The 24,455-nt window shown below is 72.0% G+C and carries 24 protein-coding genes and 1 pseudogene; 14 read left to right on the top strand and 11 right to left on the bottom strand.

All coding sequences use genetic code 11. The features are described from left to right. Positions 1-16 precede the first annotated feature (16 nt). The 3 genes from AB0M16_RS11495 to AB0M16_RS11485 form a co-directional block, all read right to left on the bottom strand. Positions 17-250 (bottom strand): hypothetical protein, encoded by a 234-nt coding sequence (locus AB0M16_RS11495; RefSeq protein ID WP_078489738.1) that lies wholly within the window; start codon positions 248-250, stop codon positions 17-19. 70 nt (positions 251-320) lie between these two features. Next, positions 321-1,295 (bottom strand): DEDDh family exonuclease, encoded by a 975-nt coding sequence (locus tag AB0M16_RS11490; RefSeq protein WP_365341400.1) that lies wholly within the window; start codon positions 1,293-1,295, stop codon positions 321-323. 61 nt (positions 1,296-1,356) lie between these two features. Further along, positions 1,357-2,013: a TetR family transcriptional regulator gene (locus tag AB0M16_RS11485; RefSeq protein WP_365341398.1), complete on the bottom strand. Its 657-nt coding sequence runs from the start codon at positions 2,011-2,013 to the stop codon at positions 1,357-1,359. 103 nt (positions 2,014-2,116) lie between these two features. Here AB0M16_RS11485 and AB0M16_RS11480 point away from each other — a divergent pair, with 103 nt between their 5' ends. The 7 genes and pseudogenes from AB0M16_RS11480 to AB0M16_RS11450 all read left to right on the top strand — a co-directional run bounded on the left by AB0M16_RS11480 (position 2,117) and on the right by AB0M16_RS11450 (position 8,392). Then, positions 2,117-2,917 carry an acetoacetate decarboxylase family protein gene (locus AB0M16_RS11480; RefSeq protein ID WP_365341397.1) on the top strand — a complete coding sequence of 267 codons (801 nt, stop codon included), beginning with the start codon at positions 2,117-2,119 and terminating at the stop codon, positions 2,915-2,917. Then, positions 2,917-3,801, top strand: coding sequence for an SDR family NAD(P)-dependent oxidoreductase (locus tag AB0M16_RS11475; protein WP_365341395.1), 885 nt, complete (start codon positions 2,917-2,919; stop codon positions 3,799-3,801). The genes AB0M16_RS11480 and AB0M16_RS11475 overlap by 1 nt, the downstream gene beginning before the upstream one ends. 12 nt (positions 3,802-3,813) lie before the next feature. Next, on the top strand, positions 3,814-5,097 hold the full coding sequence (locus AB0M16_RS11470) for an amidohydrolase family protein (protein WP_365341393.1): 1,284 nt from the start codon (positions 3,814-3,816) through the stop codon (positions 5,095-5,097). Beyond that, entirely contained in the window at positions 5,094-6,332 is a 1,239-nt protein-coding gene (locus tag AB0M16_RS11465; RefSeq protein ID WP_365341391.1) for an amidohydrolase family protein, read from the top strand. The genes AB0M16_RS11470 and AB0M16_RS11465 overlap by 4 nt, the downstream gene beginning before the upstream one ends. A 24-nt stretch (positions 6,333-6,356) precedes the next feature. Continuing rightward, entirely contained in the window at positions 6,357-7,070 is a 714-nt protein-coding gene (locus tag AB0M16_RS11460; protein ID WP_365341389.1) for a VIT family protein, read from the top strand. Between the two features lie 107 nt (positions 7,071-7,177). Beyond that, positions 7,178-7,318 (top strand): annotated as a pseudogene (locus tag AB0M16_RS11455) (lysoplasmalogenase); the annotation flags it as partial. Between the two features lie 30 nt (positions 7,319-7,348). After that, entirely contained in the window at positions 7,349-8,392 is a 1,044-nt protein-coding gene (locus tag AB0M16_RS11450; RefSeq protein ID WP_365341387.1) for a zinc-dependent alcohol dehydrogenase family protein, read from the top strand. On the opposite strand, the gene AB0M16_RS11445 is transcribed toward AB0M16_RS11450, so the two are convergent. Both AB0M16_RS11445 and AB0M16_RS11440 read right to left on the bottom strand, forming a co-directional pair. After that, positions 8,382-9,683, bottom strand: coding sequence for a CoA transferase (locus AB0M16_RS11445; RefSeq protein ID WP_365341385.1), 1,302 nt, complete (start codon positions 9,681-9,683; stop codon positions 8,382-8,384). The genes AB0M16_RS11450 and AB0M16_RS11445 overlap by 11 nt on opposite strands. A gap of 64 nt (positions 9,684-9,747) precedes the next feature. After that, positions 9,748-11,289, bottom strand: a complete 1,542-nt coding sequence (locus AB0M16_RS11440; protein ID WP_365341383.1) for a S8 family serine peptidase — start codon at positions 11,287-11,289, stop codon at positions 9,748-9,750. Positions 11,290-11,563: 274 nt separating this feature from the next. Here AB0M16_RS11440 and AB0M16_RS11435 point away from each other — a divergent pair, with 274 nt between their 5' ends. The 3 genes from AB0M16_RS11435 to moaA all read left to right on the top strand — a co-directional run bounded on the left by AB0M16_RS11435 (position 11,564) and on the right by moaA (position 14,716). Beyond that, positions 11,564-11,938 carry a DUF485 domain-containing protein gene (locus AB0M16_RS11435; protein WP_365341381.1) on the top strand — a complete coding sequence of 125 codons (375 nt, stop codon included), beginning with the start codon at positions 11,564-11,566 and terminating at the stop codon, positions 11,936-11,938. Continuing rightward, positions 11,935-13,575: a cation acetate symporter gene (locus AB0M16_RS11430; protein ID WP_365341379.1), complete on the top strand. Its 1,641-nt coding sequence runs from the start codon at positions 11,935-11,937 to the stop codon at positions 13,573-13,575. The genes AB0M16_RS11435 and AB0M16_RS11430 overlap by 4 nt, the downstream gene beginning before the upstream one ends. Before the next feature lie 151 nt (positions 13,576-13,726). Then, positions 13,727-14,716 (top strand): GTP 3',8-cyclase MoaA, encoded by a 990-nt coding sequence (moaA, locus tag AB0M16_RS11425; RefSeq protein WP_365341377.1) that lies wholly within the window; start codon positions 13,727-13,729, stop codon positions 14,714-14,716. Here moaA and AB0M16_RS11420 read toward each other — a convergent pair. From AB0M16_RS11420 to AB0M16_RS11400, 5 genes are all read right to left on the bottom strand, one after another. Continuing rightward, on the bottom strand, positions 14,699-14,917 hold the full coding sequence (locus AB0M16_RS11420; RefSeq protein WP_365341375.1) for a hypothetical protein: 219 nt from the start codon (positions 14,915-14,917) through the stop codon (positions 14,699-14,701). The genes moaA and AB0M16_RS11420 overlap by 18 nt on opposite strands. A 169-nt stretch (positions 14,918-15,086) precedes the next feature. Then, complete coding sequence (locus AB0M16_RS11415) at positions 15,087-15,422, bottom strand: DUF3099 domain-containing protein (RefSeq protein WP_365341373.1); 336 nt, start codon at positions 15,420-15,422, stop codon at positions 15,087-15,089. Positions 15,423-15,684: 262 nt separating this feature from the next. Then, positions 15,685-16,953: a tyrosine--tRNA ligase gene (gene tyrS, locus AB0M16_RS11410; RefSeq protein ID WP_365341371.1), complete on the bottom strand. Its 1,269-nt coding sequence runs from the start codon at positions 16,951-16,953 to the stop codon at positions 15,685-15,687. 68 nt (positions 16,954-17,021) lie between these two features. Next, complete coding sequence (locus AB0M16_RS11405) at positions 17,022-18,413, bottom strand: TldD/PmbA family protein (RefSeq protein WP_365341369.1); 1,392 nt, start codon at positions 18,411-18,413, stop codon at positions 17,022-17,024. Further along, a complete protein-coding gene (locus AB0M16_RS11400) occupies positions 18,410-19,969 on the bottom strand; it encodes a TldD/PmbA family protein (protein ID WP_365341367.1) in 1,560 nt (519 codons plus the stop codon). The genes AB0M16_RS11405 and AB0M16_RS11400 overlap by 4 nt, the downstream gene beginning before the upstream one ends. Positions 19,970-20,156: 187 nt before the next feature. On the opposite strand from AB0M16_RS11400, the gene fabG reads away from it, so the two are divergent. From fabG to AB0M16_RS11385, 3 genes are all read left to right on the top strand, one after another. Further along, a complete protein-coding gene (gene fabG / locus AB0M16_RS11395; RefSeq protein WP_365341365.1) occupies positions 20,157-20,876 on the top strand; it encodes a 3-oxoacyl-[acyl-carrier-protein] reductase in 720 nt (239 codons plus the stop codon). 4 nt (positions 20,877-20,880) lie between these two features. Continuing rightward, positions 20,881-21,657 (top strand): enoyl-ACP reductase FabI, encoded by a 777-nt coding sequence (gene fabI / locus AB0M16_RS11390; protein WP_365341363.1) that lies wholly within the window; start codon positions 20,881-20,883, stop codon positions 21,655-21,657. A gap of 164 nt (positions 21,658-21,821) precedes the next feature. Further along, positions 21,822-22,226, top strand: a complete 405-nt coding sequence (locus AB0M16_RS11385) for a hypothetical protein (RefSeq protein WP_365341361.1) — start codon at positions 21,822-21,824, stop codon at positions 22,224-22,226. An 11-nt stretch (positions 22,227-22,237) separates the two neighbouring features. Here AB0M16_RS11385 and AB0M16_RS11380 read toward each other — a convergent pair whose 3' ends face one another. Beyond that, positions 22,238-22,933, bottom strand: coding sequence for a FadR/GntR family transcriptional regulator (locus AB0M16_RS11380; protein ID WP_365341359.1), 696 nt, complete (start codon positions 22,931-22,933; stop codon positions 22,238-22,240). A gap of 108 nt (positions 22,934-23,041) precedes the next feature. On the opposite strand from AB0M16_RS11380, the gene AB0M16_RS11375 reads away from it, so the two are divergent. Continuing rightward, positions 23,042-24,451 carry an MFS transporter gene (locus tag AB0M16_RS11375; protein ID WP_365341357.1) on the top strand — a complete coding sequence of 470 codons (1,410 nt, stop codon included), beginning with the start codon at positions 23,042-23,044 and terminating at the stop codon, positions 24,449-24,451. Positions 24,452-24,455: the final 4 nt, after the last annotated feature.

The raw sequence follows: 24,455 nt of genomic DNA, 5'->3' as shown, positions 1-24,455 counted from the left end.
CCAGAGGATCGTTTCGTCACACCTTGTCGACGATGCCCACCTTCCCCTCCGCGCGGGCGCAGTGGCCGCCGCAGTACCAGCTGCCCTCGACCTCCACGCCCTGTCCGATGATCTGGACCCGGCAGTGCTCGCAGATGGGCGCCATGCGGTGGATGGCGCAGGCGAAGCAGTCGAAGACGTGCACCGCGCCCTGCGCGTGCACCTCGAAGGACATGCCGTAATCGTTTCCGCAGACCTCACAACGTGCCATGCGCCACAGGGTGGGGCCAGGCGTGGACGAAGGCCGGGCGGCGCGCCCGGCCGTCACCCGTCTGCCGCCGTCAGGCGTCGGCCGGGGCCACGTCCCGCAGCAGCTGCGTATAGGCGGCCTCGTCGACGACCGGCGTGCCGAAAGCCTTCGCCTTGACGGTCTTGGAGGTGGCGGAGTCCGGGTCGTTGGTGACGAGCAGACTGGTGAGCCGCGACACACTCGTCGCCACGTGCAGCCCGGCCTCGACCGTACGGTCCTCCAGGAGCTCGCGGTCGACGGAGGTGTCGCCGGAGAACGCCACCCGCATGCCCTGCTTGAGTGGTTTGTTCGACTCGTACCGTCCGGGATTCGGGTACGGGCACGCGGGCCGCTTCCGCGAGGGCCGCCAGCCGTTCGTCCGGTACGAGGCCTGGTAGCCGATCCGCGGCTGCGCCGGCGCCGAGGCCCACTCGGTCAGTGGCCGGCACTCCAGCAGCGGCAGCCGCACGTTGCGCTCGGCGGCGGCGTGGAGGCTCGGCCGGAACGCCTCCGCGAGCACCCGGGCGTCGTCCAGCGCGTTGTGCGCCCGCTGCTGCACCACGCCGAAGTGCGCGGCGAGCGACTCCAGCTTGTGGTTGGGCAGCGGCAGCGACAGCTCCTTGGACAGCGCGATCGTGCAGAGCCGCTGCCGCACGGGCGCGGCGCTCTCGGCCCGCGCGTACTCGCGGGCGATCATCTGCCAGTCGAACATCGCGTTGTGCGCGACCAGCACCCGGCCGTCCAGCCGCGCGGAGAACTCCTCGGCGATCTCCGGGAACAGCGGAGCCCCCGCGAGCACGTCGCTCGTCAGGCCGTGGATCCACACCGGCCCCGGGTCCCGCTCGGGATTGACCAGCGTGTACCAGTGGTCCTCGACGTTCCCCTGCGCGTCCAGCCGGTAGACGGCAGCCGACACTATCCGGTCGTCGCGGGCGAGTCCGGTGGTCTCCACGTCGACGACCGCGTACCCCTGTGGGTAGGCGGCCGGCCACGTCGCTGCTGTCGTACGGTCGTCGAGCATGGTCACTGAGAATACGGGCCCTCGCCGACAGCCGGACCCCCGGTGCCCGATCGGTGGCCGGAACCGGTCATCCCGTTGACGGCCCGGGGGTCGCCGGACCGGCCAGCAGCCCCGTCACCAGAGCCCGTACGGACGTGGTGAAGAGCACGTCGGTGTCGACCGGTGCGGCCAGGGCGTGGGCCAGGGCCGGGTCCGCCCCCGCCGTCCCCGCGGCCGCGTCCGCGGCCCAGAGATCGGTCTCGGCGGGGGACTGGGCGGGCGCGCGTTCCCGGTTGCGCTCGACCAGGACGTGCCCGACGACCTGGAACTGGACCGCCCGGACCAGTTCGGCCGCGCGGGCGCCGCGCAGGCCTGCCTCGTGGGCCTCGTGCACCAGGGCGCGCTGGGCGGGCAGGAACATGCGTTCCGTCAGGCCGCGTTCGTGGACCATCGCGACGAGGTGCGGCCGCTCGCGCAGGGCGCGGCGCAGCAGGACGGCCACCGAGACGATCCGGGCGGCCGGGTCGGCGCCGCGGGGGCGGAGGGTGCCGAGGTCGGCGACCGTGCGCTCGACGAGGGCGTCGAGGAGCGACTCGCGATTGCCCACGTGCCAGTAGATCGACGTCACCGCGGTGCCGAGTTCGGCGGCGAGGCGGCGCATGGTGAGGGCCGCCGGGCCGTGCTCCTTGACCAGGGCGGCGGCGGTGTCCAGGACCTCGTCGCGGGTCAGCGCGGTGCGTGCCATCGGATCGATCCCCCAACTCGCTCGTGTGCCACGCCTCTTTACCCTTCCGGGCCATCGGTGTAACTGTGTTACAGGCCGATACGTTCCCGGAAGGTGGTACGTCATGGCACGAGTACGGTACGGGGCGCGCACCGAGGCGGAGATCGCCGCGACCCGAGAGAAGAGCGCCGGAATCCCCGACATCTGGTCCACCGGAGTCGTCGCCGTCTGGGAGACCGATCCCGACGTCGTGGCGGCCGTCCTGCCGCCCCCGCTCAAGCCCACCGGGCGCCCGCTCGTGCGGGCCAACATCAGCAAGGTCGACCTGCCCGGCTACCCGCTGGGCGCGGGCTCCGTCGCCGTCGCCGCCGCCCACGGCGACCAGGAGGGCTGGTACCCGCTGGTCATGCCGATGACCCACGAGCGCGCCCTGACCGGCGGGCGCGAGGTCTTCGGCGAGCCGAAGAAGCTCGGCGAGGTCCTCGTCGAGCGGGACGGACTCGTCGTGACCGCCTCCCTCGCCCGGCACGGCATCGCCTTCGTCGAGGTGCGGGGCGCCGTCTCGGGCGCGCTGCCGCTGCCCGAGCCCGTCGAGAAGACCGACTTCTACTTCAAGTTCCTTCCCGCGGTGGACGGTTCGGGCTTCGACGGCGACCCCGTCCTGGTGCACTGCGTGCGCAACGAGAAGGTGCGCAGGCTGGAGAGGATCACCGGCGACGTCGTCCTGCGCGAGTCGATGTACGACCCGGTCGCCGACCTCCCGGTCCGCCGGCTCGTCGAGATCACCATCGGGGAGAAGACCACCGACCAGAAGGGCCGGGTCGTCGAACGGGTCAGCGCCCAGGGCCTGCTGCCCTATCTGCACCAGCGGTACGACGACCCGCAGCAGGCGCTCGACGCGCCGCCGGAAGGGAGCCGGTCCTGATGGAGCTTCGTGAGGGACAGGTCGCCGTCGTCACCGGCGCGGCCAGTGGCATCGGTCGCGCGATGGCCCGCCGCTTCGCCGCCGAGGGGCTCGCCGTCGTCATGGGGGACGTGGAGGAGGGCCCGCTCGCCGAGGCCGCCGAGGAGCTGATGGAAGGCGGGGCGCAGGTCCTCGCCCGGATCGTCGACGTGAGCGAGCCCGACTCCGTGCGGGCCTTCGCCGACTCCGCGTACGAGACCTTCGGCGCGGTCCACGTGCTGTGCAACAACGCCGGCGTCGGCTCCGGCGCCGAGGGCCGCATGTGGGAGCACGAGCCCAACGACTGGAAGTGGGCCTTCGCCGTCAACGTGTGGGGCGTCTTCCACGGCATCCAGGCCTTCGTGCCACGGATGATCGCGGGCGGCGAGCCCGGCCACGTCGTCAACACCTCCTCCGGCGACGGCGGCATCGCCCCGCTGCCCACCGCCTCCGTGTACGCCGTCACCAAGTCCGCCGTCGTCACCATGACCGAGTCGCTGTACGCGCACCTGAAGGCGGAACGCGCCCGGGTCGGCGCCTCCGTGCTGTTCCCCGGGCCCCACATGCTGCGCACCGGCCTGTGGGAGTCGCACCGCAACCGGCCCGAGCGGTACGCCAAGCAGCGCCCCCGCAAGACCCCGTACCGCAGCCTCGACCAGTGGGAGGCCGCGATGAAGGAGGCCGGGCACGAGGTCGCCTTCACCCCGGTCGAGGAGGTCGCCGGGCACGTCGTCGAGGGGATCAGGGCCGACCGGTTCTGGATGCTCCCGCCGAGCGAGCACAGCGACCGGCAGATCAGGGCGCGTTCGCAGTCGATGCTCGACCGCGCCGAACCGTCGTACCTGGAGAGCTTCATCCTCGACTGAGAGGCCTTGGCCATGAGCCATGAGGACCCGTACCTGATCATCTCCTCCGACTGCCACGCCGGGCTCCCCACCGAGGAGTACCGGCCCTACCTGGAGTCCCGCTTCCACCGCGCCTTCGACGAGTTCCTCGCCGGACGCGAGGCCCGCCGCGAGGCCATGACCCGGCTCGGGGTGCGCAACGAGGACTTCGCGAACAAGTGGTTCAGCGAGAACGAGGAAGGCCTGCGGGGCGGCTGGGACGCCGCCCAGCGGATCAAGGAGCTCGACGGCGACGGAGTGGCGGCCGAGGTCGTCTTCCCCGACGCGGACGCCGTCGACAGCCAGACCGCCGCGCCCTTCGGCGTGGGCCTGGGGCTCTCCGGCGACCAGGACCCCGAGCTCGGCATGGCGGGCGCCAAGGCGCACAACCGCTGGCTCGCCGAGTTCGTGGCCCAGCACCCCGAACGCCACTGCGGGGTGGCCCTGTTGCCCGTCACCGCCGATCCGGCCGAGGTCGTCGCCGAGATCCACCGTGCCAAGGAGTCCGGGCTCGGCGCGCTGATGATCCCGTCCATGTGGGTGGACAAGGAGCCGTACCACGACCCGCGCTACGACCCGGTGTGGGCCGCCGCCGCCGAGACCGGGATGCCGGTGGTCACCCACTCCGGTGCCGCGCCGCGCCAGGAGTACGGCGACCACCTGGGGATCTACGTCTCCGAGGTCACCTGGTGGCCCGCCCGACCGCTGTGGTTCCTGCTCTGGTCCGGGGTCTTCGAGCGGCACCCGGGGCTGCGCTTCGGCGTCGCCGAGTCCGGCTGCTGGTGGCTGCCGAACCTGCTGTGGTTCATGGACCGGCTCTACCTCGGCGCGCACGGCGGCAAGAAGCTCTCTCCGTTCGCCGAACTGAAGCGCCCGCCCAGCGAGTACCTGGACCGCCAGGTGTTCGTCTGCGCCACCAACACCAAGCGGCGGGAGCTGGCCCAGCGCTACGAGATCGGCGTCGACAACATCCTGTGGGGCTCCGACTTCCCGCACCCGGAGGGCACCTGGCCCAACACGCGCGCGTGGCTGCGGAACACCTTCCACGACATCCCGGTGGCGGAGACCCGGCGGATGCTGGGGCTCGCGGCCGCCGAGGTCTTCGGATTCGACGTCCAGAAGCTGGACCCGATCGCCCGGCGGATCGGCCCCACCCCGGCCGACCTGGGGCAGCCCGCCGACCAGGCCGCGGTCGAGGCCTCCTGGGCCCGCTCGCGCGAGGTCGGCCGGCACTGGCTCACCGAGCACGACTTCCCCGTCCTGGGGGTGACGTCGTGACCGCCGGGGCGAACGAGCGCTACACGGTCATCTCCGCCGACTGCCACGCCGGCGCCGACCTGCTCGACTACAGGCCGTACCTGGAGAAGAAGCACCACGACGACTTCGACGCCTGGGCGGCCACGTACGTCAACCCGTACGAGGACCTGCTCGCCGACACCGCCGACCGCAACTGGAACTCGGGGCGCCGGCTCCGGGAGCTGGAGGCGGACGGCATCGTCGCCGAGGTCGTCTTCCCCAACACCATCCCGCCGTTCTTCCCCAAGGCCTCGCTGATGGCCCAGCCGCCGGGCCGGGCCGAGTACGAGCAGCGCTGGGCCGGGCTGCAGGCGCACAACCGCTGGCTCGCCGACTTCTGCGCGGACGCGCCGGGCCGCCGGGCGGGCGTGGCGCAGATCCTCCTCAACGACGTGGACGCGGCGGTCGCGGAGATCCGCCGCGCCCGCGAGGCCGGGCTCACCGGCGGCATCCTGCTGCCCGGCGTCCCGCCCGGTTCACCGGTGCCCGAGCTGTACGCGGAGGCGTACGACCCGATCTGGGCGGTCTGCGCCGAGCTCGACGTGCCGGTCAACCACCACGGGGGCTCGGCGTCGCCGCCGCTCGGCGACGAACCGGCCGCGCGGGCGGTGTTCATGGTGGAGACCACCTGGTTCTCGCACCGGGCGCTGTGGCACCTGATCTTCGGCGGCGCCTTCCGGCGCCACCCGGGGCTCAAGCTGGTCCTGACCGAGCAGGGCTCGGGCTGGATCCCGGGCGTGCTCGACATGCTGGACTACTACCACGGGCGTCTGGTGTCGGCGGCGACGAAGGCCGCCACGGCCGAGTCCAAGTTCGGCGCGGGGCTCGCCGAGTCCATGGGGAAGGGCCCGCGCGAGGTCTGGCGGGACAACTGCTTCGTCGGCGCGAGCTTCATGCGCCCGCACGAGGTGCCGCTGCGCGAGCGGATCGGCCTCGACAAGATCATGTGGGGCAGCGACTACCCCCATGACGAGGGCACGACGCCGTACTCCCGCGAAGGCCTCCGCATCGCCTACGCGGGCCTGCCGCGCGACGAGGTCGCCGCCATGGTCGGCGGCAACGCCGCCCGCGTGTACGGCTTCGACCTCGCCCACCTCGACACGCTGGCCGCCGTGCACGGCCCGACCGTCGAGGAGACCGCCGAACCGCTGAAGGAGGTGCCGGCGGGCGCGACGAGTCCCGCGTTCGCGCCGGGCGGGTCGGTCCGCGTGTGGTGACGCCCCGGGTGCGACCCTCCTGGGGTGACTGAAGTCCCCGCACACGACGAGGCCCACGGCGGCGGCCTCGGCTCCCGGCTCAACTGGCTCCGGGCCGCCGTGCTCGGAGCCAACGACGGAGTCGTCTCCACCGCGGGCCTCGTCGTCGGCGTCGCCGGCGCGTCCGACTCGCGGTCCGCGCTGCTCACCGCGGGCCTCGCCGGACTCCTCGCCGGCTCGATGTCGATGGCGGCGGGGGAGTACGTCTCCGTCTCCACCCAGCGCGACTCCGAGAAGGCCGCGCTCGCCGAGGAGCGCCGCGAGCTGCGCGAGCAGCCGGAGGCCGAACTCGCCGAACTCACCGCCCTCCTGGCCCGGCGCGGGCTGTCCCAGGACGTCGCCCGCGAGGCCGCCGTCCAGCTCACCGAACGCGACGCCCTGCGCGCCCACGCGCGCGTGGAGCTGGGCATCGACCCGGACGACCTGACCAACCCCTGGCACGCCGCCGGCGCCAGTTTCCTCGCCTTCACCGTCGGTGCCCTGCTCCCGCTCCTGGCGATCGTCCTGCCCCCGGCCGCCCACCGCCTCTGGATCACCGTCCTGTCGGTCCTCGCCGCCCTCGCCTTCACCGGCTGGTGGTCCGCCCGCCTCGGCGCCGCCCCACCCGCCCGCGCGGTGCTGCGCAACGTCGGCGGCGGTGCACTCGCGATGGCGGTGACGTACGCGGCGGGGTCGCTGCTGGGGGCGGCCGGGGTCTGACGGACCTGCCCGGGTCTTGTCGGAAGGTGCCGGCACCCCCCAGGCCGGCGGCACCGCGCCCGAGCCCGCCGCGTGAGCCGCGCCTCCCGCGTCCTGCTCGCGCCTTCCTCCTCGCCACCGGTGTCGCCGGACCGCCCCAGCTGCCCGCGCCCGACTTCTGGGTCATGCTGACCTACATCGCGGCGCAGTACCTGCTGACCGAGGGAGCCCTGCGCTCGATGTACGGTGAACGTCGTACAACCCTCTGAGCGCAGCTCAGCACAGCACAGCGAGGACCCATGCGCGCCACCACCATTCACGCCCCCTTCGACATGCGCGTGGAGGACGTGCCCGACCCGGTGATCCAGGACGCCACCGACGTCGTCGTCCGTGTGCTCCGCGCCTGCATCTGCGGCAGCGACCTGTGGGCCTACCGCGGCGAGTCCGCCCGGCAGCCCGGCCAGCGCATCGGCCACGAGTTCCTCGGCGTCGTGGAGGCGGCCGGCGCCGACGTCCGCGGCTTCCGGGCGGGCGACCTCGTCGTCGCGCCCTTCGTCTGGTCCGACGGCAGCTGCGACTACTGCGCCGAGGGCCTCCAGACCTCCTGCCCCAACGGCGGCTTCTGGGGCTCCGTCGGCTCCGACGGCGGCCAGGGCGAGGCCGTCCGCGTCCCGTACGCCGACGGCACCCTCGTCAAGCTGCCCGCCGAGGCCGCGGCCGACGACCGCCTGCTCACCGCACTGCTCGCGCTGTCCGACGTCATGGGCACCGGCCACCACGCCGCCCTCGGCGCCGGCGTGACCAGGGGCTCCACCGTCGCCGTCGTCGGCGATGGCGCCGTGGGCCTGTGCGGCGTGCTCGCCGCCAAGCGGCTGGGCGCCGAGCGGATCATCGCGCTCGGCCGGCACACCGCCCGCACCGACATCGCCCGCACCTTCGGCGCCACCGACGTCGTCGCCGAGCGCGGCGAGGCCGCCGAGGCCGCCGTGCGCGAGCTCACCGGCGGCCAGGGCGCCCACGCCGTCATCGAGGCCGTCGGCACCGAGCAGTCCATGCGCACCGCCGTGAACATCACCCGCGACGGCGGCTCCATCGGGTACGTCGGCGTCCCGCACGGCAGCGGCACCGGCCTCGACCTGTCCGTCATGTTCGACCGGAACATCGCCCTGCGCGGCGGCGTCGCCCCGGTCCGCGCCTACATCCCCGAGCTGCTCCCGGACGTCCTCGACGGGACGATCGACCCGTCCCCCGTCTTCGACGTCACCGTCGGCCTGGACGGCGTCCCCGGCGGCTACCGCGCGATGGACGAGCGGACCGCCCTGAAGGTCCTCGTCAAGCCGTGAGCCAGGCGGGGGCGTCCGCCCCCGCGACGCCCGGCGGGCGCGTCCAGCCCGTCGGGCCGCCCTCGTACGACACCGGTGACAGCGCGTGCCGCAGCCGGCCCAGCGGGCCCTGCGTCTGCGCGAGATACCGCTCCGGTTCGTACCGGGGGAGCGCGTGCGTCAGCCAGTGCCCGGTCTGGGCCAGCGCGAGCCGTACGAGCCGGGTGCCGCCGTCCCGGTCCTGCTCGGTCAGCGACCGCAGCACGGCAGCCGCCAGGAGATAGCCGGTGCCGTGGTCGAGGGCCTGCGCGGGCAGCGCGGCCGGCTCGGCAGCCGAGCCCTCCAGGGCCGCGATCCCGGTCGCCACCTGCACCAGACTGTCGAAGCCGCGCCGTTCTCCCCAGGGCCCGTAGTCGCCCCAGGCCGACAGCCGGGCGATCACCAGACCGGGCCGGTGCGGGTCGAAGCGGTCCAGGGCGCCCGGCCGGTAGCCGGTCACCAGCACGTCGGCCGCGTCGAGGAGTTCGTCGAAGGTGCGCCGGTCGGAGGGGCTGTCCAGGTCCAGGGCGGCCGTCCGCTTGCCGATGTCCGTGTCGGCGTGCTGGTCCGGCAGCTCCGGGTTGCCCGGCGGGTCGATCCGCAGGACGTCCGCGCCGAGCAGCGCGAACGTCCGGGTGGCGACCGGGCCGGCCAGCACCCGGGTCAGGTCGAGCACCCGCAGCGGCCCGCCCGCACGCCGCCGGGGCGCGGTCTCGTCGAGCCGCTCCCGGGTCAGCAGGGGGCGCGCCGCCACCTCCCGGCCCTGCTCGTGCGCCGCCCACTCCTCGGGCGTGCGCAGGGCCACCGCGAGGCCCCCGGCCGCGTACACCGCCGTCTCGACCTCGACCGCCTCGCGCTCGGCGATCGCCGCGGCCACGTCCTCCACGGAGTCGGCCGTGCCCAGGGCGGCGAGCAGGGCGGACCGGTGGTGCGGGTAGTTGGCGTGGGTGCGGACCCAGCCGTCGGCGGCCCGCCAGAAGCGCGACAGCGGCGCGAAGCTCACCGGGGCCCGGCCGTCCACCCGCAGATGCCGCTCGCTCACGAAGGCCGTGGCCACCGCCCCGTCGTCCACCCGGACCGGCCCCGCGGCCCCCGCCCGCTCCGCCGCGGCCAGCGAGCAGACCGCGACGGTCGCCCGTGCCAGGTCCATCACCGGAAGCCGCGCGGGCAGCAGCCCCGAGACCCCGCCGTACGCCACCCGGTCGAGCAGGGCGGGATCGCCGCCCAGGGCCGACCACAAGGACTCCGTACCCGTTCGCACTGTCGTGTTCATGGACCAACTATGAACCGCCCGTGGCACTCAGTGCCACGGGCGGTTCGGTCACGCGCGGATCCGGCTACTTGCGGACAGCGGCGAGCGCGTCCACGATGCCGGCCCCGTAGAAGCCGTTCTTCTTGTCGGCGCCTTCCTCGCACACCGCGTCGACGGTGCCGTTGCCGTCGATGTCGTACGGGTTGGTGCACGCGTGCTCGTCGGCCTGCGCGTACAGCAGCGCCTTGAGGGCAGCCGGGCTGGCCTTCGGGTGCGTCGACTTCAGCAGCGCGAGGACGCCCGCCACGTGCGGCGAGGCCATCGACGTGCCGGCCTTGTAGTTGTAGCCGCCGTTGACCGTGGTCGACAGGATGCGGCCGTTGACCGCCGGGGCGTCCGGGGTCTGGTACTCGGTGCGGTCGCCACCGGGCGCCGCCACGTCGATGACGTCGTAACCGTAGTTGGAGTACGACGCCTTCAGGCCCTTGGCGCCGGTCGCGGAGACCGTCACCACGCCCGGCAGCATGCCCGGGTAGTCGAAGCACTGCTTCGGGTCGATGACCCGGTCGCCCGGCGTGGTGTCGTTCGGGCTGCTGTTGTCGAGGATCGAGTCGGCCGCGAGGTCGAACTTCGAGTTGCCGGCCGCCGCGACGTTGACCGTGCCCTTGCGCTCCGCGTAGCGGGTGGCGCGGGTGACCGCCTCGATGAGGGCCTTCTGGTCCTCGTCGTTCTTGCAGGCGAACATCCACGGGTCGGTGTAGTAGCTGTTGTTCGTGACGTCGACACCGTGCTCGGCCGCCCACACGAAGCCGCAGACCACGGCCTCGGTGTAGAAGAAGCCGTCCGGGGTCGAGACCTTGATGCCCGCGAGCTTGACGCCCGGCGCGACGCCGGTGACGCCGATGCCGTTCTTGGCGGCGCCAATGGTGCCCGCCACGTGCGTGCCGTGGTCGCTCTCGCCCGCCTGGGGACGCCACGAGCCGGGGGTCGTGTCGGCCTTGCCGCTGACGCAGTTGGCGGAGGCGGCCGCGTCGAAGTTCGGCGCGAGGTCCGGGTGGGTGTCGTCCACGCCGGTGTCGATGATGCCGACGGTGACGTTCTTGCTGCCGAGGGTCTTCTGGTGGGCCTTGTCGGCCTTGATCGCCGGGAGGTCCCACTGCAGGGGCTCCAGCGGGTCCTGCTCGTCCGAGGCCGCGGCCGCGGCGGCCTTGATCTCGGCCGGGGTCAGCGCCTGGGCGCTCTCGCCGACGGAGTCGTCGGACTGCACGGTCAGCGGGGCCGTACGGGTCGCGCCGGCCGAGATCACGCCGCGCGCCTGGCGGATCGTCTTCGCGAACTCCGGGTTCTGCGAGTGGACGACGATGACGCCTATCTGGTCGTAGGACACGACCACCTCGCCGCCGGCGGCGGCTATCGCCTTCTTCACCGACGCGGCCGACCAGCGACCGTTGTCGACGTTGACCACGTACGACAGCTTCGGGCCGTTGGTGGCCACGGTCGCCGTCGGGGCATCGCTCAGTTCCGCGGCGGAGGCGGCGCCGGAGGGAAGGAAGCCGAGCGAGGCCGTGAGCGCGAGACCGGCCGGCAGAGCGAGTACTCGGCCGCGCCTCGATCCCAGATGAGCCATGGGTTCTCCACATCATCCGTATGTACTGTCCGCGCGCCGATTGCGCGTGAACAGGTGCATGACGAGTGAAGTTATCGCCGATCTTCCCCGGTCATCAATGAGTTGAGAAGACTTCATGAAGATCCGGGCAAAGAAATCCACCCGCGTGAACCACTTCGCCGCCGGCTCCGTGCCGTTGAGCAGGGGAGGAGCTCCGTTCCGGGCTCCGTTTCCCGCACCCCTGGTGAGGCCCCCCTTGACCATGCCGTCCGTCCCCGCGTCACGAGGAGAGTCCGTGGCTACCGAAGCACCGCCGCCGCCGAGAAACGGAACGGAGACCGACACCGGTCCCGTCCAGCCCACGACGGAGCAGTTCATCGAGGTCCAGGAAAGCGAGGAATTCGGCGAACTGCGCCGTACATACCGTTCCTTCGCCTTTCCGCTGACGATCGCCTTCATCGCCTGGTATCTGCTGTACGTACTGCTCTCCAACTACGCGGGCGATTTCATGGGGACCAAGGTGTTCGGCAACGTCAACGTGGCGCTCGTCCTCGGCCTCGGCCAGTTCGCCACGACGTTCCTCATCGCCTGGCTCTACTCGCGGCACGCGGCGAACCGCCTCGACCCGAAGGCCGACGCCATCAAGCACCGTATGGAGGCCGACGCATGAGCAGCACCTTCCAGGCGGTGGCCGTACCCCTCGCCGCCGGCAACGCCACCAGCGAGCACCGCCCCCTGATCATCACGCTCTTCGCGGCCTTCGTCGTCGCCACGCTCGTCATCACCGTGTGGGCCGGCCGGCAGACCCGCAGCGCCGCCGACTTCTACGCCGGCGGACGCCAGTTCACCGGCTTCCAGAACGGCCTGGCGATCTCCGGCGACTACATGTCCGCCGCGTCCTTCCTCGGCATCGCCGGAGCCATCGCCCTCTTCGGATACGACGGCTTCCTCTACTCGATCGGCTTCCTCGTCGCGTGGCTGGTCGCCCTGCTCCTGGTCGCCGAACCGCTGCGCAACTCCGGCCGGTTCACGATGGGCGACGTCCTCGCGTACCGGATGCGTCAGCGCCCCGTCAGGACCGCCGCCGGCACCTCCACCATCGTGGTCTCGATCTTCTACCTGCTCGCGCAGATGGCCGGCGCCGGCGTCCTGGTCTCGCTGCTGCTCGGCATCACCAGCGACGGCGGGAAGGTCGCCATCGTCGCCCTCGTCGGCATCCTGATGATCGTGTACGTGACCATCGGCGGCATGAAGGGCACCACCTGGGTGCAGATGGTCAAGGCCGTGCTGCTCATCGCCGGCACGCTCCTGATCACCTTCCTCATCCTGCTGAAGTTCCACTTCAACATCTCGGAGCTGCTCGGCGCGGCCGCCACCAACAGCGGCAAGGGCGACGCCTTCCTCAAGCCCGGTCTCAAGTACGGCGCCACCGGCACCTCGAAGCTGGACTTCCTGTCGCTCGGCATCGCGCTCGTCCTCGGCACGGCCGGCCTGCCGCACATCCTCATCCGCTTCTACACGGTGCCCACCGCCAAGGCCGCCCGTAAGTCCGTCAACTGGGCCATCGGCATCATCGGCGCCTTCTACCTGATGACGATCGTCCTCGGCTTCGGCGCCGCCGCCCTGCTGAAGAACACCGACATCATCGCCTCCAACAAGGCCGGCAACACCGCCGCCCCGCTCGCCGCCCTGGAGATCGGCGGCGGCTCGGACTCCACCGGCGGCGCGATCCTGCTCGCCGTGATCTCCGCCGTCGCCTTCGCCACCATCCTCGCCGTCGTCGCCGGCCTCACCCTGGCCTCGTCCTCGTCCTTCGCGCACGACATCTACGCCAACGTGATCCGGCGCGGGCAGGCCACCGAGAAGGAGGAGGTGCGGGCCGCCCGCTGGGCCACCGTCCTCATCGGCATCGTCTCCATCGCGCTCGGCGCCCTCGCCCGCGACCTCAACGTCGCCGGCCTGGTCGCCCTCGCCTTCGCGGTCGCCGCCTCCGCCAACCTGCCGACGATCCTCTACAGCCTCTTCTGGAAGCGGTTCACCACCCGTGGAGCGCTCTGGTCGATCTACGGCGGCCTGGTCTCCGCGGTCGTCCTGGTGCTGTTCTCGCCGGTCGTCTCCGGCAAGCCCACCTCGATGTTCAAGACCGTCGACTTCTACTGGTTCCCGCTGGAGAACCCCGGGATCGTCTCCATCCCGCTCGGCTTCCTGCTCGGCTGGCTCGGCACCGTCCTCTCCAAGGAGGAGCCGGACAAGGGCAAGTACGCGGAGCTGGAGGTCAAGTCCCTCACCGGCGTCGGAGCGCACTGAGTCGTATACGTTCCGCTTCGAACCACCGGCCGCGTCGTAGAGTTCTACGACGCGGCCGGTCCCGTCCTCGTGACAATCGGCCCGTGCACCGTGTCCGACGGGTCACGTAGGCTCGAACGAGAAGCGAACCGGAAGAAGGGGAGGGGGCCAAGTGCTCATCGACACCTATGGCCGCGTGGCCACCGACCTGCGGGTCTCCCTCACCGACCGGTGCAATCTGCGCTGCACGTACTGCATGCCGGAAGAGGGCCTGCAGTGGCTGGCCAAGCCCGACCTGCTCACCGACGACGAGATCGTCCGCCTGGTCCGGGTCGCCGTCACCGAGCTCGGCGTCACCGAGGTCCGCTTCACCGGCGGCGAGCCGCTGCTCCGCCCCGGCCTCGTCGGCATCGTCGAGCGCTGCGCCGCCCTGACCCCCCGCCCCCGGATGTCCCTGACCACCAACGGCATCGGGCTCAAGCGCACCGCCGCCGCCCTCGAGGCGGCCGGCCTCGACCGGGTCAACGTCTCCCTCGACACCCTGCGGCCCGATGTCTTCAAGACCCTCACCCGCCGTGACCGGCACCAGGACGTCATCGACGGCATGGCCGCCGCCCGCGAGGCAGGCCTCACCCCCGTCAAGATCAACGCGGTCCTGATGCCCGGGCTCAACGAGGACGAGGCCCCCGACCTGCTCGGCTGGGCCATGGAGCAGGGTTACGAGCTCCGCTTCATCGAGCAGATGCCGCTCGACGCCCAGCACGGCTGGAAGCGGGACGGCATGATCACCGCCGGGGACATCCTGGAGTCGCTGCGCACCCGCTTCGAGCTGACCCCCGAAGGCTCCGACGAGCGCGGCTCCGCCCCCGCCGAGCGCTGGGTCGTCGACGGCGGCCCGCACACGGTCGGCGTCATCGCCTCCGTCACCCGCCCCTTCTGCCGGGCCTGCGACCGCACCCGGCTCACCGCCGACGGCCAGGTGCGCACCTGCCTCTTCGCCACCGAGGAGACGGACCTGCGCGGGGCGCTCCGCTCCGAGGCGTCGGACGCGGAGATCGCCGGCATCTGGAAGAAGGCCATGTGGGGCAAGAAGGCCGGCTCGGGCCTGGACGACCCGAGCTTCCTCCAGCCCGAGCGCCCGATGTCAGCGATCGGCGGCTGAGTCCCACTCGCTCAGCAGGACGACGTCCTTCAGGAAACCCCGTACGCCCAGGAACTGGGAGAGGTGCTCGCGGTGCTCCTCGCACGCGAGCCAGGTCTTGCGCCGCTCGGGCGTGTGCAGTTTCGGGTTGTTCCAGGCGAGGACCCAGACGGCGTCGGCCCGGCACCCCTTCGCGGAACAGATCGGCTTCTCGTCACTCACCCGATCATTGTCCAGCAAGGGCGATGCCGAGCAGCCACGGGGGGAGCTGCCCGGCATCGGTCCGTCGCTCCGACGGGGGATGCGGAGCGCGTAGGCAGTATGTCACGGGGAATGGGGTGCGGTGCACCGGAACTTCATGATTGATCTGAGCATTTCTTGAGCTTCGCGCTCACGCTGCGTGATCGTTTCCGTCGTCCCGGCGTTCCGCATCGGCTTCCAGCTCGGGCCGCACCGGATGGGGGATGAAGCTGGAGGGAAGGGACGGCGCGGACTCGCGGCCCGCGTTGGCGATCACCACCGCGATGTAGGGCAGGACCGCCCCGGCCACGAGCGCCACGATGGCCACGTGCCGCTCCACGTTCCACAGCGCGACGGCGGCGATCACGGAGAGCGTGCGGATCGTCATCGACACGACGTACCGCCGCTGTCGGCCGCGGACGTCCTCGGCCAGGCCCTGCCGGGCGCCGGTGATCCGGAACACCTCGGTTCCGCCATGCTTCCGCATCACATTCCACCACCCACGATCCGTGCCGGACTCTCCCCGGTCCGTACCTGATTCCACGGTACGCCCGTCGTTCCCGGCGCAGCGGGGCGGGGCACGCACGGCGCCGTCCGGCATGCGCCGTACGGCCGATGCGCCGAGACCGGGCACACGGGCGCACGCGGAGTCCCTGACCGCCCACCGCCGACACACCGGAGGCCCGGTACGGCGCACCGCGCGCCTACCGGGCCTCCGGTCGTGCCCGCCCGGGGGCGGCCGTACGACGTCAGCCGGCGGCCAGTTCGATCGCGGCCAGGTTCTTCTTGCCCCGGCGCAGCACCAGCCAGCGGCCGTGCAGCAGCTCGTCCGCCGACACCTCGGCGTCCTCGGCGGTCACCTTGACGTTGTTCACGTAGGCGCCGCCCTCCTTCACCGTGCGACGGGCCGCCGACTTGCTCGGCGCGAGACCGACCTCGGCGAACAGGTCCACGACCTGGCCCAGCTCCGTCACCCGCGCGTGCGGCAGCTCGGACAGGGCCGCGGCCAGCGTCGCCGCGTCCAGGTCACCCAGCTCGCCCTGGCCGAAGAGCGCCTTGGAGGCGTCGATGACCGCCTGGCACTGCTCGGCGCCGTGCACCAGGGTCGTGAGCTCCTCGGCGAGGGCCCGCTGGGCCGTCCGCGCCTGCGGCCTCTCGGCCGTCAGGGCCTCCAGCTCCTCCAGCTCCGCGACGGACTTGAAGGAGAGGATCCGCATGTAGGTGGAGATGTCCCGGTCATCCACGTTCAGCCAGAACTGGTAGAACGCGTACGGCGTGGTCATCTCCGGGTCCAGCCAGACGGCGCCGCTCTCGGTCTTGCCGAACTTGGTGCCGTCCGCCTTCACCATCAGCGGCGTCGCCAGCGCGTGGACCTGCGCCTCCGGCTCCAGCTTGTGGATCAGGTCGAGCCCCGCCACCAGGTTGCCCCACTGGTCCGAGCCGCCCTGCTGGAGCGTGCAGCCGTGCCGCCGGTACAGCTCCAGGAAGTCCATGCCCTGCAGCAGCTGGTAGCTGAACTCGGTGTAGCTGATGCCCTGCTCGGACTCCAGGCGCCGGGCCACGGAGTCCTTGGTCAGCATCTTGTTGACCCGGAAGTGCTTGCCGATGTCCCGCAGGAACTCGATCGCCGACATTCCGGCGGTCCAGTCCAGGTTGTTCACCATGACCGCGGCGTTCTCGCCCTCGAAGGACAGGAACGGCTCGATCTGCGAACGCAGCCGGTTCACCCAGTTCGCGACCGTCTCCGGGTCGTTCAGGGTGCGCTCGGCGGTCGGCCGCGGGTCACCGATCTGGCCGGTGGCCCCGCCGACCAGCGCCAGCGGCCGATGCCCCGCCTGCTGGAGCCGGCGCACGGTGAGGACCTGCACCAGGTGACCCACGTGGAGGCTCGCCGCGGTCGGGTCGAAACCGCAATAGAACGTGACGGGACCGTCCGCGAGCGCCTTGCGCAGGGCCTCTTCGTCGGTGGACTGGGCGAAGAGCCCACGCCACTTCAGCTCGTCGACGATGTCCGTCACGTCGTCCGTCTCCTCGTGATGATCACTGGTGCGTACGGGAAAAAGTTGTCGCGATCAGTCTATGGGGGTCAGACCCCTTGGCTGACCGAGCTCATGTTGAAGTCCGGCACCCGCAGGGCCGGCATCGCGGCCCTGGTGAACCAGTCGCTCCACTCGCGCGGCAGCGTCTTCTCCGTGCGGCCCGCCTCGGTGGCCCGCGACAGCAGGTCGACCGGGGACTCGTTGAACCGGAAGTTGTTCACCGCGCCGACCACCTCGCCGTTCTCGACGAGGTAGACGCCGTCCCGGGTCAGCCCGGTGAGCAGCAGCGTCGCCGGGTCGACCTCGCGGATGTACCAGAGGCAGGTGAGCAGCAGGCCGCGCTCCGTGGCCGAGACCATCTCCTCCAGGGACCGCTCCCCGCCGCCCTCCAGGATCAGGTTCCCCGCTCCCGGGGCCACGGGCAGGCCGGTGAGCCCCGCGGTGTGCCGCGTGGTGACCAGGTGGGCCAGCTTCCCGTCCCGTACCCAGTCCACGGGGGAGATCGGCAGGCCGTTGTCGAAGACGGAGGAGTCGTCGCCCGAGGAGTGCGCGATCACGAACGGAGAGGACTCGAGACCCGGCTCGTGCGGGTCGCTGCGCAGGGTCAGCGGCAGCGGCGAGAGCGTCTCGCCGATCCGGGTGCCGCCGCCGGGCTTGGAGAAGACCGTCCGGCCCTCCACCGCGTCCCGGGCCGTCGCGGACCACATCTGGTAGATCAGCAGGTCGGCGACGGCGGTCGGCGGCAGCAGCGTCTCGTACCGTCCGGCCGGCAGCTCGATCCGCCGCTCCGCCCAGCCGAGCCGGGTGGCGAGATCGGCGTCCAGCGCCGCCGGGTCGACGTCCTTGAAGTCCCGGGTCGAGCGCCCCGCCCACGCGGAGCGGCTGCGGTCCGGCGACTTGGCGTTGAGCTCCAGGGTGCCGTTCGGCTGGTCGTGGCGCAGCCGCAGCCCGGTCGACGTGCCCAGGTAGCTGGACGTCAGCTCGTGGTTGGCGAACCCGTACAACTCGCGGCCGCCGGAACGGGCCCGGGCGAAGGCCTCGCCGAGGGCCGGCGCGAAGGCGTCGAAGACGGCGGAGGAGGTCTCCGCCGGGGCGTCGGTGAAGTCGGGCGACGTGGCCACGCCGTCCACCAGCGGCTGGGCGTCCTCGGCGGGGCCCGCGGCCCGCGCAGCGGCCTCGGCGGCCCGCACCAGCGGCTCCAGGTCGTCGGCGGTCACCGCCGATCGCGAGACCACACCGGAGGCGGTGCCCTGGGCGCCGTCCACGGTGGCGATCACCGTCAGCTGCCGGCCCCGGGTGACCCCGTTGGTGGTGAGCGCGTTCCCGGCCCAGCGCAGATTGGCCGAGGACTGCTCGTCGGCGATGACGGCACACCCGTCGGCGCGGGACAGCTCCAGGGCCCGCTCGACGATCTCGTACGGCTTGCTGACGCGGCTCATCGACCGGCCTCCTGCGTCGTGTTCAGAATGTTGACGCCCCGGAACAGGGCGGAAGGGCAGCCGTGCGAGACCGCGGCGACCTGGCCCGGCTGGGCCTTGCCGCAGTTGAACGCGCCGCCGAGGACGTACGTCTGGGGCCCGCCGACCTGCTCCATGGAGCCCCAGAAATCCGTGGTCGTCGCCTGGTAGGCGACGTCCCGCAGCTGGCCGGCCAGGCGCCCGTTCTCGATGCGGAAGAAGCGCTGGCCGGTGAACTGGAAGTTGTAGCGCTGCATGTCGATCGACCAGGAACGGTCGCCGACCACGTAGATGCCCCGCTCCACGCCGCCGATCAGGTCCTCCGTGGAGAGCCCGCCCGGGTCCGGCTGCAGCGACACGTTCGCCATCCGCTGCACCGGCACGTGGGCGGGGGAGTCGGCGAAGGCGCAGCCGTTGGAGCGCCCGAGGCCGGTCAGCTTCGCGATCCGGCGGTCCAGCTGGTAGCCGACGAGCGTGCCGTCCTTCACCAGGTCCCAGGACTGCGCCTCGACGCCCTCGTCGTCGTAGCCGATGGTCGCGAGCCCGTGCTCGGCGGTCCGGTCGCCCGTCACGTTCATGATCGAGGAGCCGTACGCCAGCTTGCCCAGCTGGTCGAAGGTGGCGAAGGAGGTGCCCGCGTAGGCCGCCTCGTAGCCGAGCGCACGGTCCAGCTCGGTGGCGTGGCCGATCGACTCGTGGATGGTCAGCCACAGGTTGGAGGGGTCGACCACCAGGTCGTAGCGCCCGGCCTCGACGCTCGGCGCCCGCATCTTCTCGGCGAGCAGGGCCGGGATCTCCTCCAGCTCCTTGTCCCAGTCCCAGCCGGTCCCGGTCAGGTACTCCCAGCCGCGCCCCACCGGCGGCGCGATCGTCCGCATCGAGTCGAACTCGCCGGTCGTCCCGTCCACGGCGACCGCGGTGAACTGCGGGTGGAGCCGTACGCGCTGCTGGGTGGTGACGGTGCCCGCCGTGTCCGCGTAGAACTTGTTCTCGAAGACCGTCAGCAGCGAGGCGTCCACGTGCGCCACGCCCTCCGCCGCCAGCAGCCGCGCGCTCCACTCGGCGAGCAGCCCGCTCTTCTCCTCGGCGGAGACGGTGAACGGGTCGATCTCGTACGAGGAGATCCACACCTTGTCCGCGTGCACCGGCTCGTCGGCGAGCTCCACGCGCCCCCAAGGACTCCCAGGGGGTGCCCCCACGTCCGACCCGGCCGCCGCGATCACCTTCGCCGAGAGCTTCGCCATGGCCACCGCCTGCGAGGCGACCCGCGCGGCACCGTCCATGGTCAGGTCGACGCCGGAGGCGAAGCCCCAGGCCCCGCCGTGCACCACGCGCACCGCGTAGCCGAGGTCGGTGGTGTCGGAGGAACCCGACGGCTTGGCGTCCCGCAGCCGCCACGCGGCGCTGCGCACCCGCTCCAGGCGGAAGTCGGCGTGCTCGGCGCCGAGCGCCCGCGCCCGCGCGAGCGCCGCGTCGGCCAGTGCCCGCAACGGGAGCTGGGTGAAGGCTTCGTCGAGGGAATGCGGCCCAGATTGCACAGCTGTCTCCTGTCGTGTGAGACCGGTCGCCCCCGATCATGTCGTGCTTTCGGCCGCGATGCCCAGACCTTTCTGTAGGGACCCGACAGTGACATCCGTACGCCACTGTCAGGGCCCGATTCTCCGTATCGCGGAAGGGACCGATAGGTTTTCGACGTACCAGACCGCTTATCGAAAGGGTGATCCGTTGAGCCGCTCGGTTCTCGTCACCGGAGGCAACCGGGGCATCGGCCTCGCCATCGCCCGCGCGTTCGCCGAGGCAGGCGACAAGGTCGCGTTCACGTACCGCTCCGGCGAGCCGCCGGTCGCCCTGACCGATCTCGGTTGCCTGGCCGTCAAGTGCGACATCACCGACGGCGAGCAGGTGGATCAGGCGTACAAGGAGATCGAGGAGCAGCACGGTCCGGTGGAGGTCCTCGTGGCCAACGCCGGCGTGACCAAGGACCAGCTCCTCATGCGCATGTCCGAGGAGGACTTCACGTCCGTCCTCGACACCAACCTCACCGGCACCTTCCGGGTCGTGAAGCGCGCCAACCGCGGCATGCTGCGCGCCAAGAAGGGCCGCGTCGTGCTGATCTCCTCGGTCGTGGGTCTGCTCGGTTCCGCGGGTCAGGCGAACTACGCCGCCTCGAAGGCCGGCCTGGTCGGTTTCGCGCGATCCCTCGCCCGGGAGCTCGGCTCGCGCAACATCACCTTCAACGTCGTCGCGCCCGGCTTCGTCGACACCGACATGACCGCCGTGCTGACCGACGAGCAGCGCGCCGGCATCGTGTCCCAGGTGCCGCTGGCCCGTTACGCGCAGCCGGAGGAGATCGCCGCCGCGGTGAAGTTCCTCGCCTCCGACGACGCCTCGTACATCACTGGAGCCGTCATCCCGGTTGACGGCGGATTGGGCATGGGTCACTGATCACATGAGCGGAATTCTCGAGGGCAAGCGCATCCTGATCACCGGTGTGCTGATGGAGTCCTCCATCGCCTTCCACGCCGCGAAGCTGGCCCAGGAGCAGGGTGCGGAGATCATCCTCACCGCCTGGCCCCGGCCCACGCTGACCGAGCGCATCGCCAAGAAGCTCCCCAAGCCCGAGAACGTGAAGGTCCTGGAGCTCGACGTCTCCAACGACGAGCACCTCGCGCGCCTCGAGGGCCAGGTCCGCGAGCACCTGGGCGACCGCATCGACGGTGTCGTGCACTCCATCGGCTTCGCGCCGCAGGACGCGCTCGGCGGCAACTTCCTCAACACGCCGTTCGAGTCGGTCGCGACCGCCATGCACGTCTCGGCCTTCTCGCTGAAGTCCCTGACGATGGCGCTGCTGCCGCTGATGAGCGAGGGCGGCTCGGTCGTCGGCCTCACCTTCGACGCGAAGTTCGCCTGGCCGCAGTACGACTGGATGGGCCCGGCCAAGGCCGCCCTGGAGGCCACCAGCCGCTACATGGCCCGCGACCTGGGCAAGCAGGACATCCGCTGCAACCTGGTCTCGGCCGGTCCGCTCGGCTCGATGGCCGCGAAGTCCATCCCCGGCTTCTCCGAGCTGGCGAGCGTCTGGGACAGCCGCTCCCCGCTGCAGTGGGACCTGTCCGACCCGGAGCCGGCCGGCCGTGCCATCGTGGCGCTGCTCTCCGACTGGTTCCCGAAGACGACCGGCGAGATCGTCCACGTGGACGGCGGCCTGCACGCCATCGGCGCGTAAGCGTCCCGGGCAGTTGTACGAAGGGCCGGGCGCCCGCCATCACGGCGGGCGCCCGGCCCTTGTCGTTCCCGGGGTCCGCCGTCCCGACTCGAAAAGTCTGGCGAACAACCCCAGACTGGGTCAGAGCGTGACATTCCGGCTACTGATGGGGAGGAGGTACGGGTATGCCCGCGCCGCACTTCAGGGCCCCCGCGTTCGTCTCGGCCGCCGCGCTCCTCGCGGGCCTGGCGGGCCTCGCCGTGGCCGCCGAGGTCCGTGCCGCCCCCGCCCCCGCCGCGGACGCCACCACGGGCGCGGCGTACGCCCCCGGGGCCGGATCGGACGAGAACGTCGGCGCCTCCTGCCGCACCCTCGTCCAGGGCTCCGTCGTCACCGCCCACTGCCAGAACCCGTACCCCCGCACCGACCGAGTCCGCCTCCACGTGGAGTGCGACCGCTGGTGGGACATAGACAGCGACAGCGCCCCGGTCGAGGTCGGCCCCGCCGACTACGCCCAGGTCACCGGACGCTGCTGGAAAGAGGTCCGCTCGGCCTGGATCACCCACGAGCCGGCGGCGCAGGGCTCCTGAGGCGCGGTCGGTCAGGGCTTCTGGGGCGCGGTCGGCTCCGGGCTCCTGAGGCACAGGAACGGATAGCTCGCCGCCTCCGTCGCCGCCCGCTCGGCGTCGCCCGCGCGGATCGCCTCCACCAGGCGCGCGTGGTCCATGTGGTTCTCCGGCCGCAGCTCCCGGCCCACGTCGCCGCGCAGCCACTCGCGCAGGACGTGCCCCAGGTCCGCGTAGAGCTCGGTGAGCACGTCGTTGTGCGAGGCCACCACCACCGCGTGGTGGAAGACCGCGTCCGCCGTCACGAACGCCTCGGCGTCCCCCGACCGCCACGCCTCCTCGCGCTTCAGGAGCAGGGCGTCCAGCTGCTTCATGTCCCGGTCGGTGCGGCGCTGGGCGGCGAGCCGGGCCGCCGAGGACTCCAGGGTGGAGCGCAGCTCCGCCACGTCCCGGGGGTCGGAGCCGGCGAACCGCCGGTGCATGACCCCGGCCAGCTCGCTCGTCGCCACGACGTACGTGCCGGAGCCCTGCCGGATGTCGAGGAGGCCGTTGTGCGCGAGCGCGCGGACCGCCTCGCGCACGGTGTTGCGGGCGACGCCCAGTTGTTCGACGAGCTCCGGCTCCGTCGGGATCCGCGAGCCCACCGGCCATTCGCCGGACGTGATCTGGTTCCGCAGCTCGGCGATCACCTGATCGGAGAGCCCGGTACGCCGGGGGTGGCCGAGCGCCATGGCCGCACCTTTCGTTCGTTTCTCGGGCGGCCGGGACGAGGTGACGGCCGCGAAGATCGATTGTTCGAGATTGGACAACCAATCATCCCATGATTCTATGATGACCCCATGCCTGACGAGCCGCAGACCCTCGACCCCGCCACGAAGCAGCCCGGCCACGTCGCGAGAACGGCCGGGTCCTCCGCCCCCGCGGGACCCGCCCGCTGGGTCACCCGGCTCGTCGTCGTCGGACTCGTCCTCGCCGCCCTCAACCTGCGCCCCGCCATCACCAGCCTCGGCGCGCTGCTCGAAGAGGTCAGCGAGAGCCTCCGCATGAGCGGCACCGTGGCCGGCGTCCTCACCTCCGTGCCGCCGCTGTGCTTCGCCGTCTTCGGCATCGCCGCCCCCCGCCTCGCCCGCCGCTTCGGCCCCGCCACCGTGGTTTGCGCCGGCATGGCCGCGATCTTCGCCGGCCTGCTGCTGCGCCCCTTCGCGGGCGGCACGGCGGGCTTCCTCGCCGCCAGCGCCCTCGCCCTCATGGGCATCGCGCTCAGCAACGTCCTCATGCCCGTCCTGGTCAAGAAGTACTTCCCCGACCGCATCGGCAGCATGACCGGCCTCTACTCGATGGCCCTCGCCCTGGGCACCTCCGTGGCGGCCGCCGCGACCGTCCCCATGACCGAGGCCCTCGGCGGCAGTTGGCGGCTGGGCCTCGGCATCTGGGCGGCCCTCGCCGCCGTCGCCGTCCTCCCCTGGCTCCCGCTGCTCCGCGGCCGCGCCGCCGCGGCGGGCACGGGCCCCGACTCGGGCGCCCGTGCGGGCACCGGCTCCGGCGCGGGTACGCGTACGGCCGGGGGCACGGGCACGGGCGGAGGAACGCGTACGGCCGGGGGAGCGCGTACGGCCGGGGGACCGCGTACGGCCGGGGGAGCGGCCTCCGCCGCCGAGCCCGCCGCCGCGCCCAAGGTCACCCGTAGCCGCACCGCCTGGGCCCTCGCCGCCTTCTTCGGCCTCCAGGCCACCGGCGCCTACATCACCATGGGCTGGATGCCGCAGATCTTCCGCGACGCCGGCGTCCCCGCCTCGACCGCGGGCGTGCTCCTCGCCGTCACCATGGTCATGGGCGTGCCGCTCGCCTTCGTCATCCCCGGCCTCGCCACCCGCCTGAAGAACCAGGGCCCCATCGTCGTCGCCCTCGGCCTGTGCGGCCTCACCGGCTACACCGGCCTCTTCCTCGCCCCGGCGGGCGGAGCCTGGATCTGGGCCGTGCTCCTGGGCGTCTCCAACTGCTCCTTCCCGCTCGCCCTCACCATGATCGGGATGCGGTCGCGCACCGGCGCCGGCGTCGTGAGGCTGTCCGCCTTCGCGCAGAGCGCCGGCTACCTGATCTCCATCCCCGGACCGCTCCTCGTCGGCGTCCTCTACCAGCACAGCGGCGGCTGGGGGCTGCCCATCGTCCTCATGGGCGGCCTGATGATCCCCCAGATGATCGTGGGCAGCCTGGCGGGCAGGGACCGCGTCGTCGAGGACGAATGCTGAGATG

Source organism: Streptomyces sp. NPDC051921 (assembly GCF_040680975.1).
In the GTDB taxonomy this organism is placed as follows: Bacteria; Actinomycetota; Actinomycetes; order Streptomycetales; family Streptomycetaceae; genus Streptomyces.
Note: the sequence above shows the minus strand (reverse complement) of the source record. Positions and strands in the feature narration are given on the sequence as shown.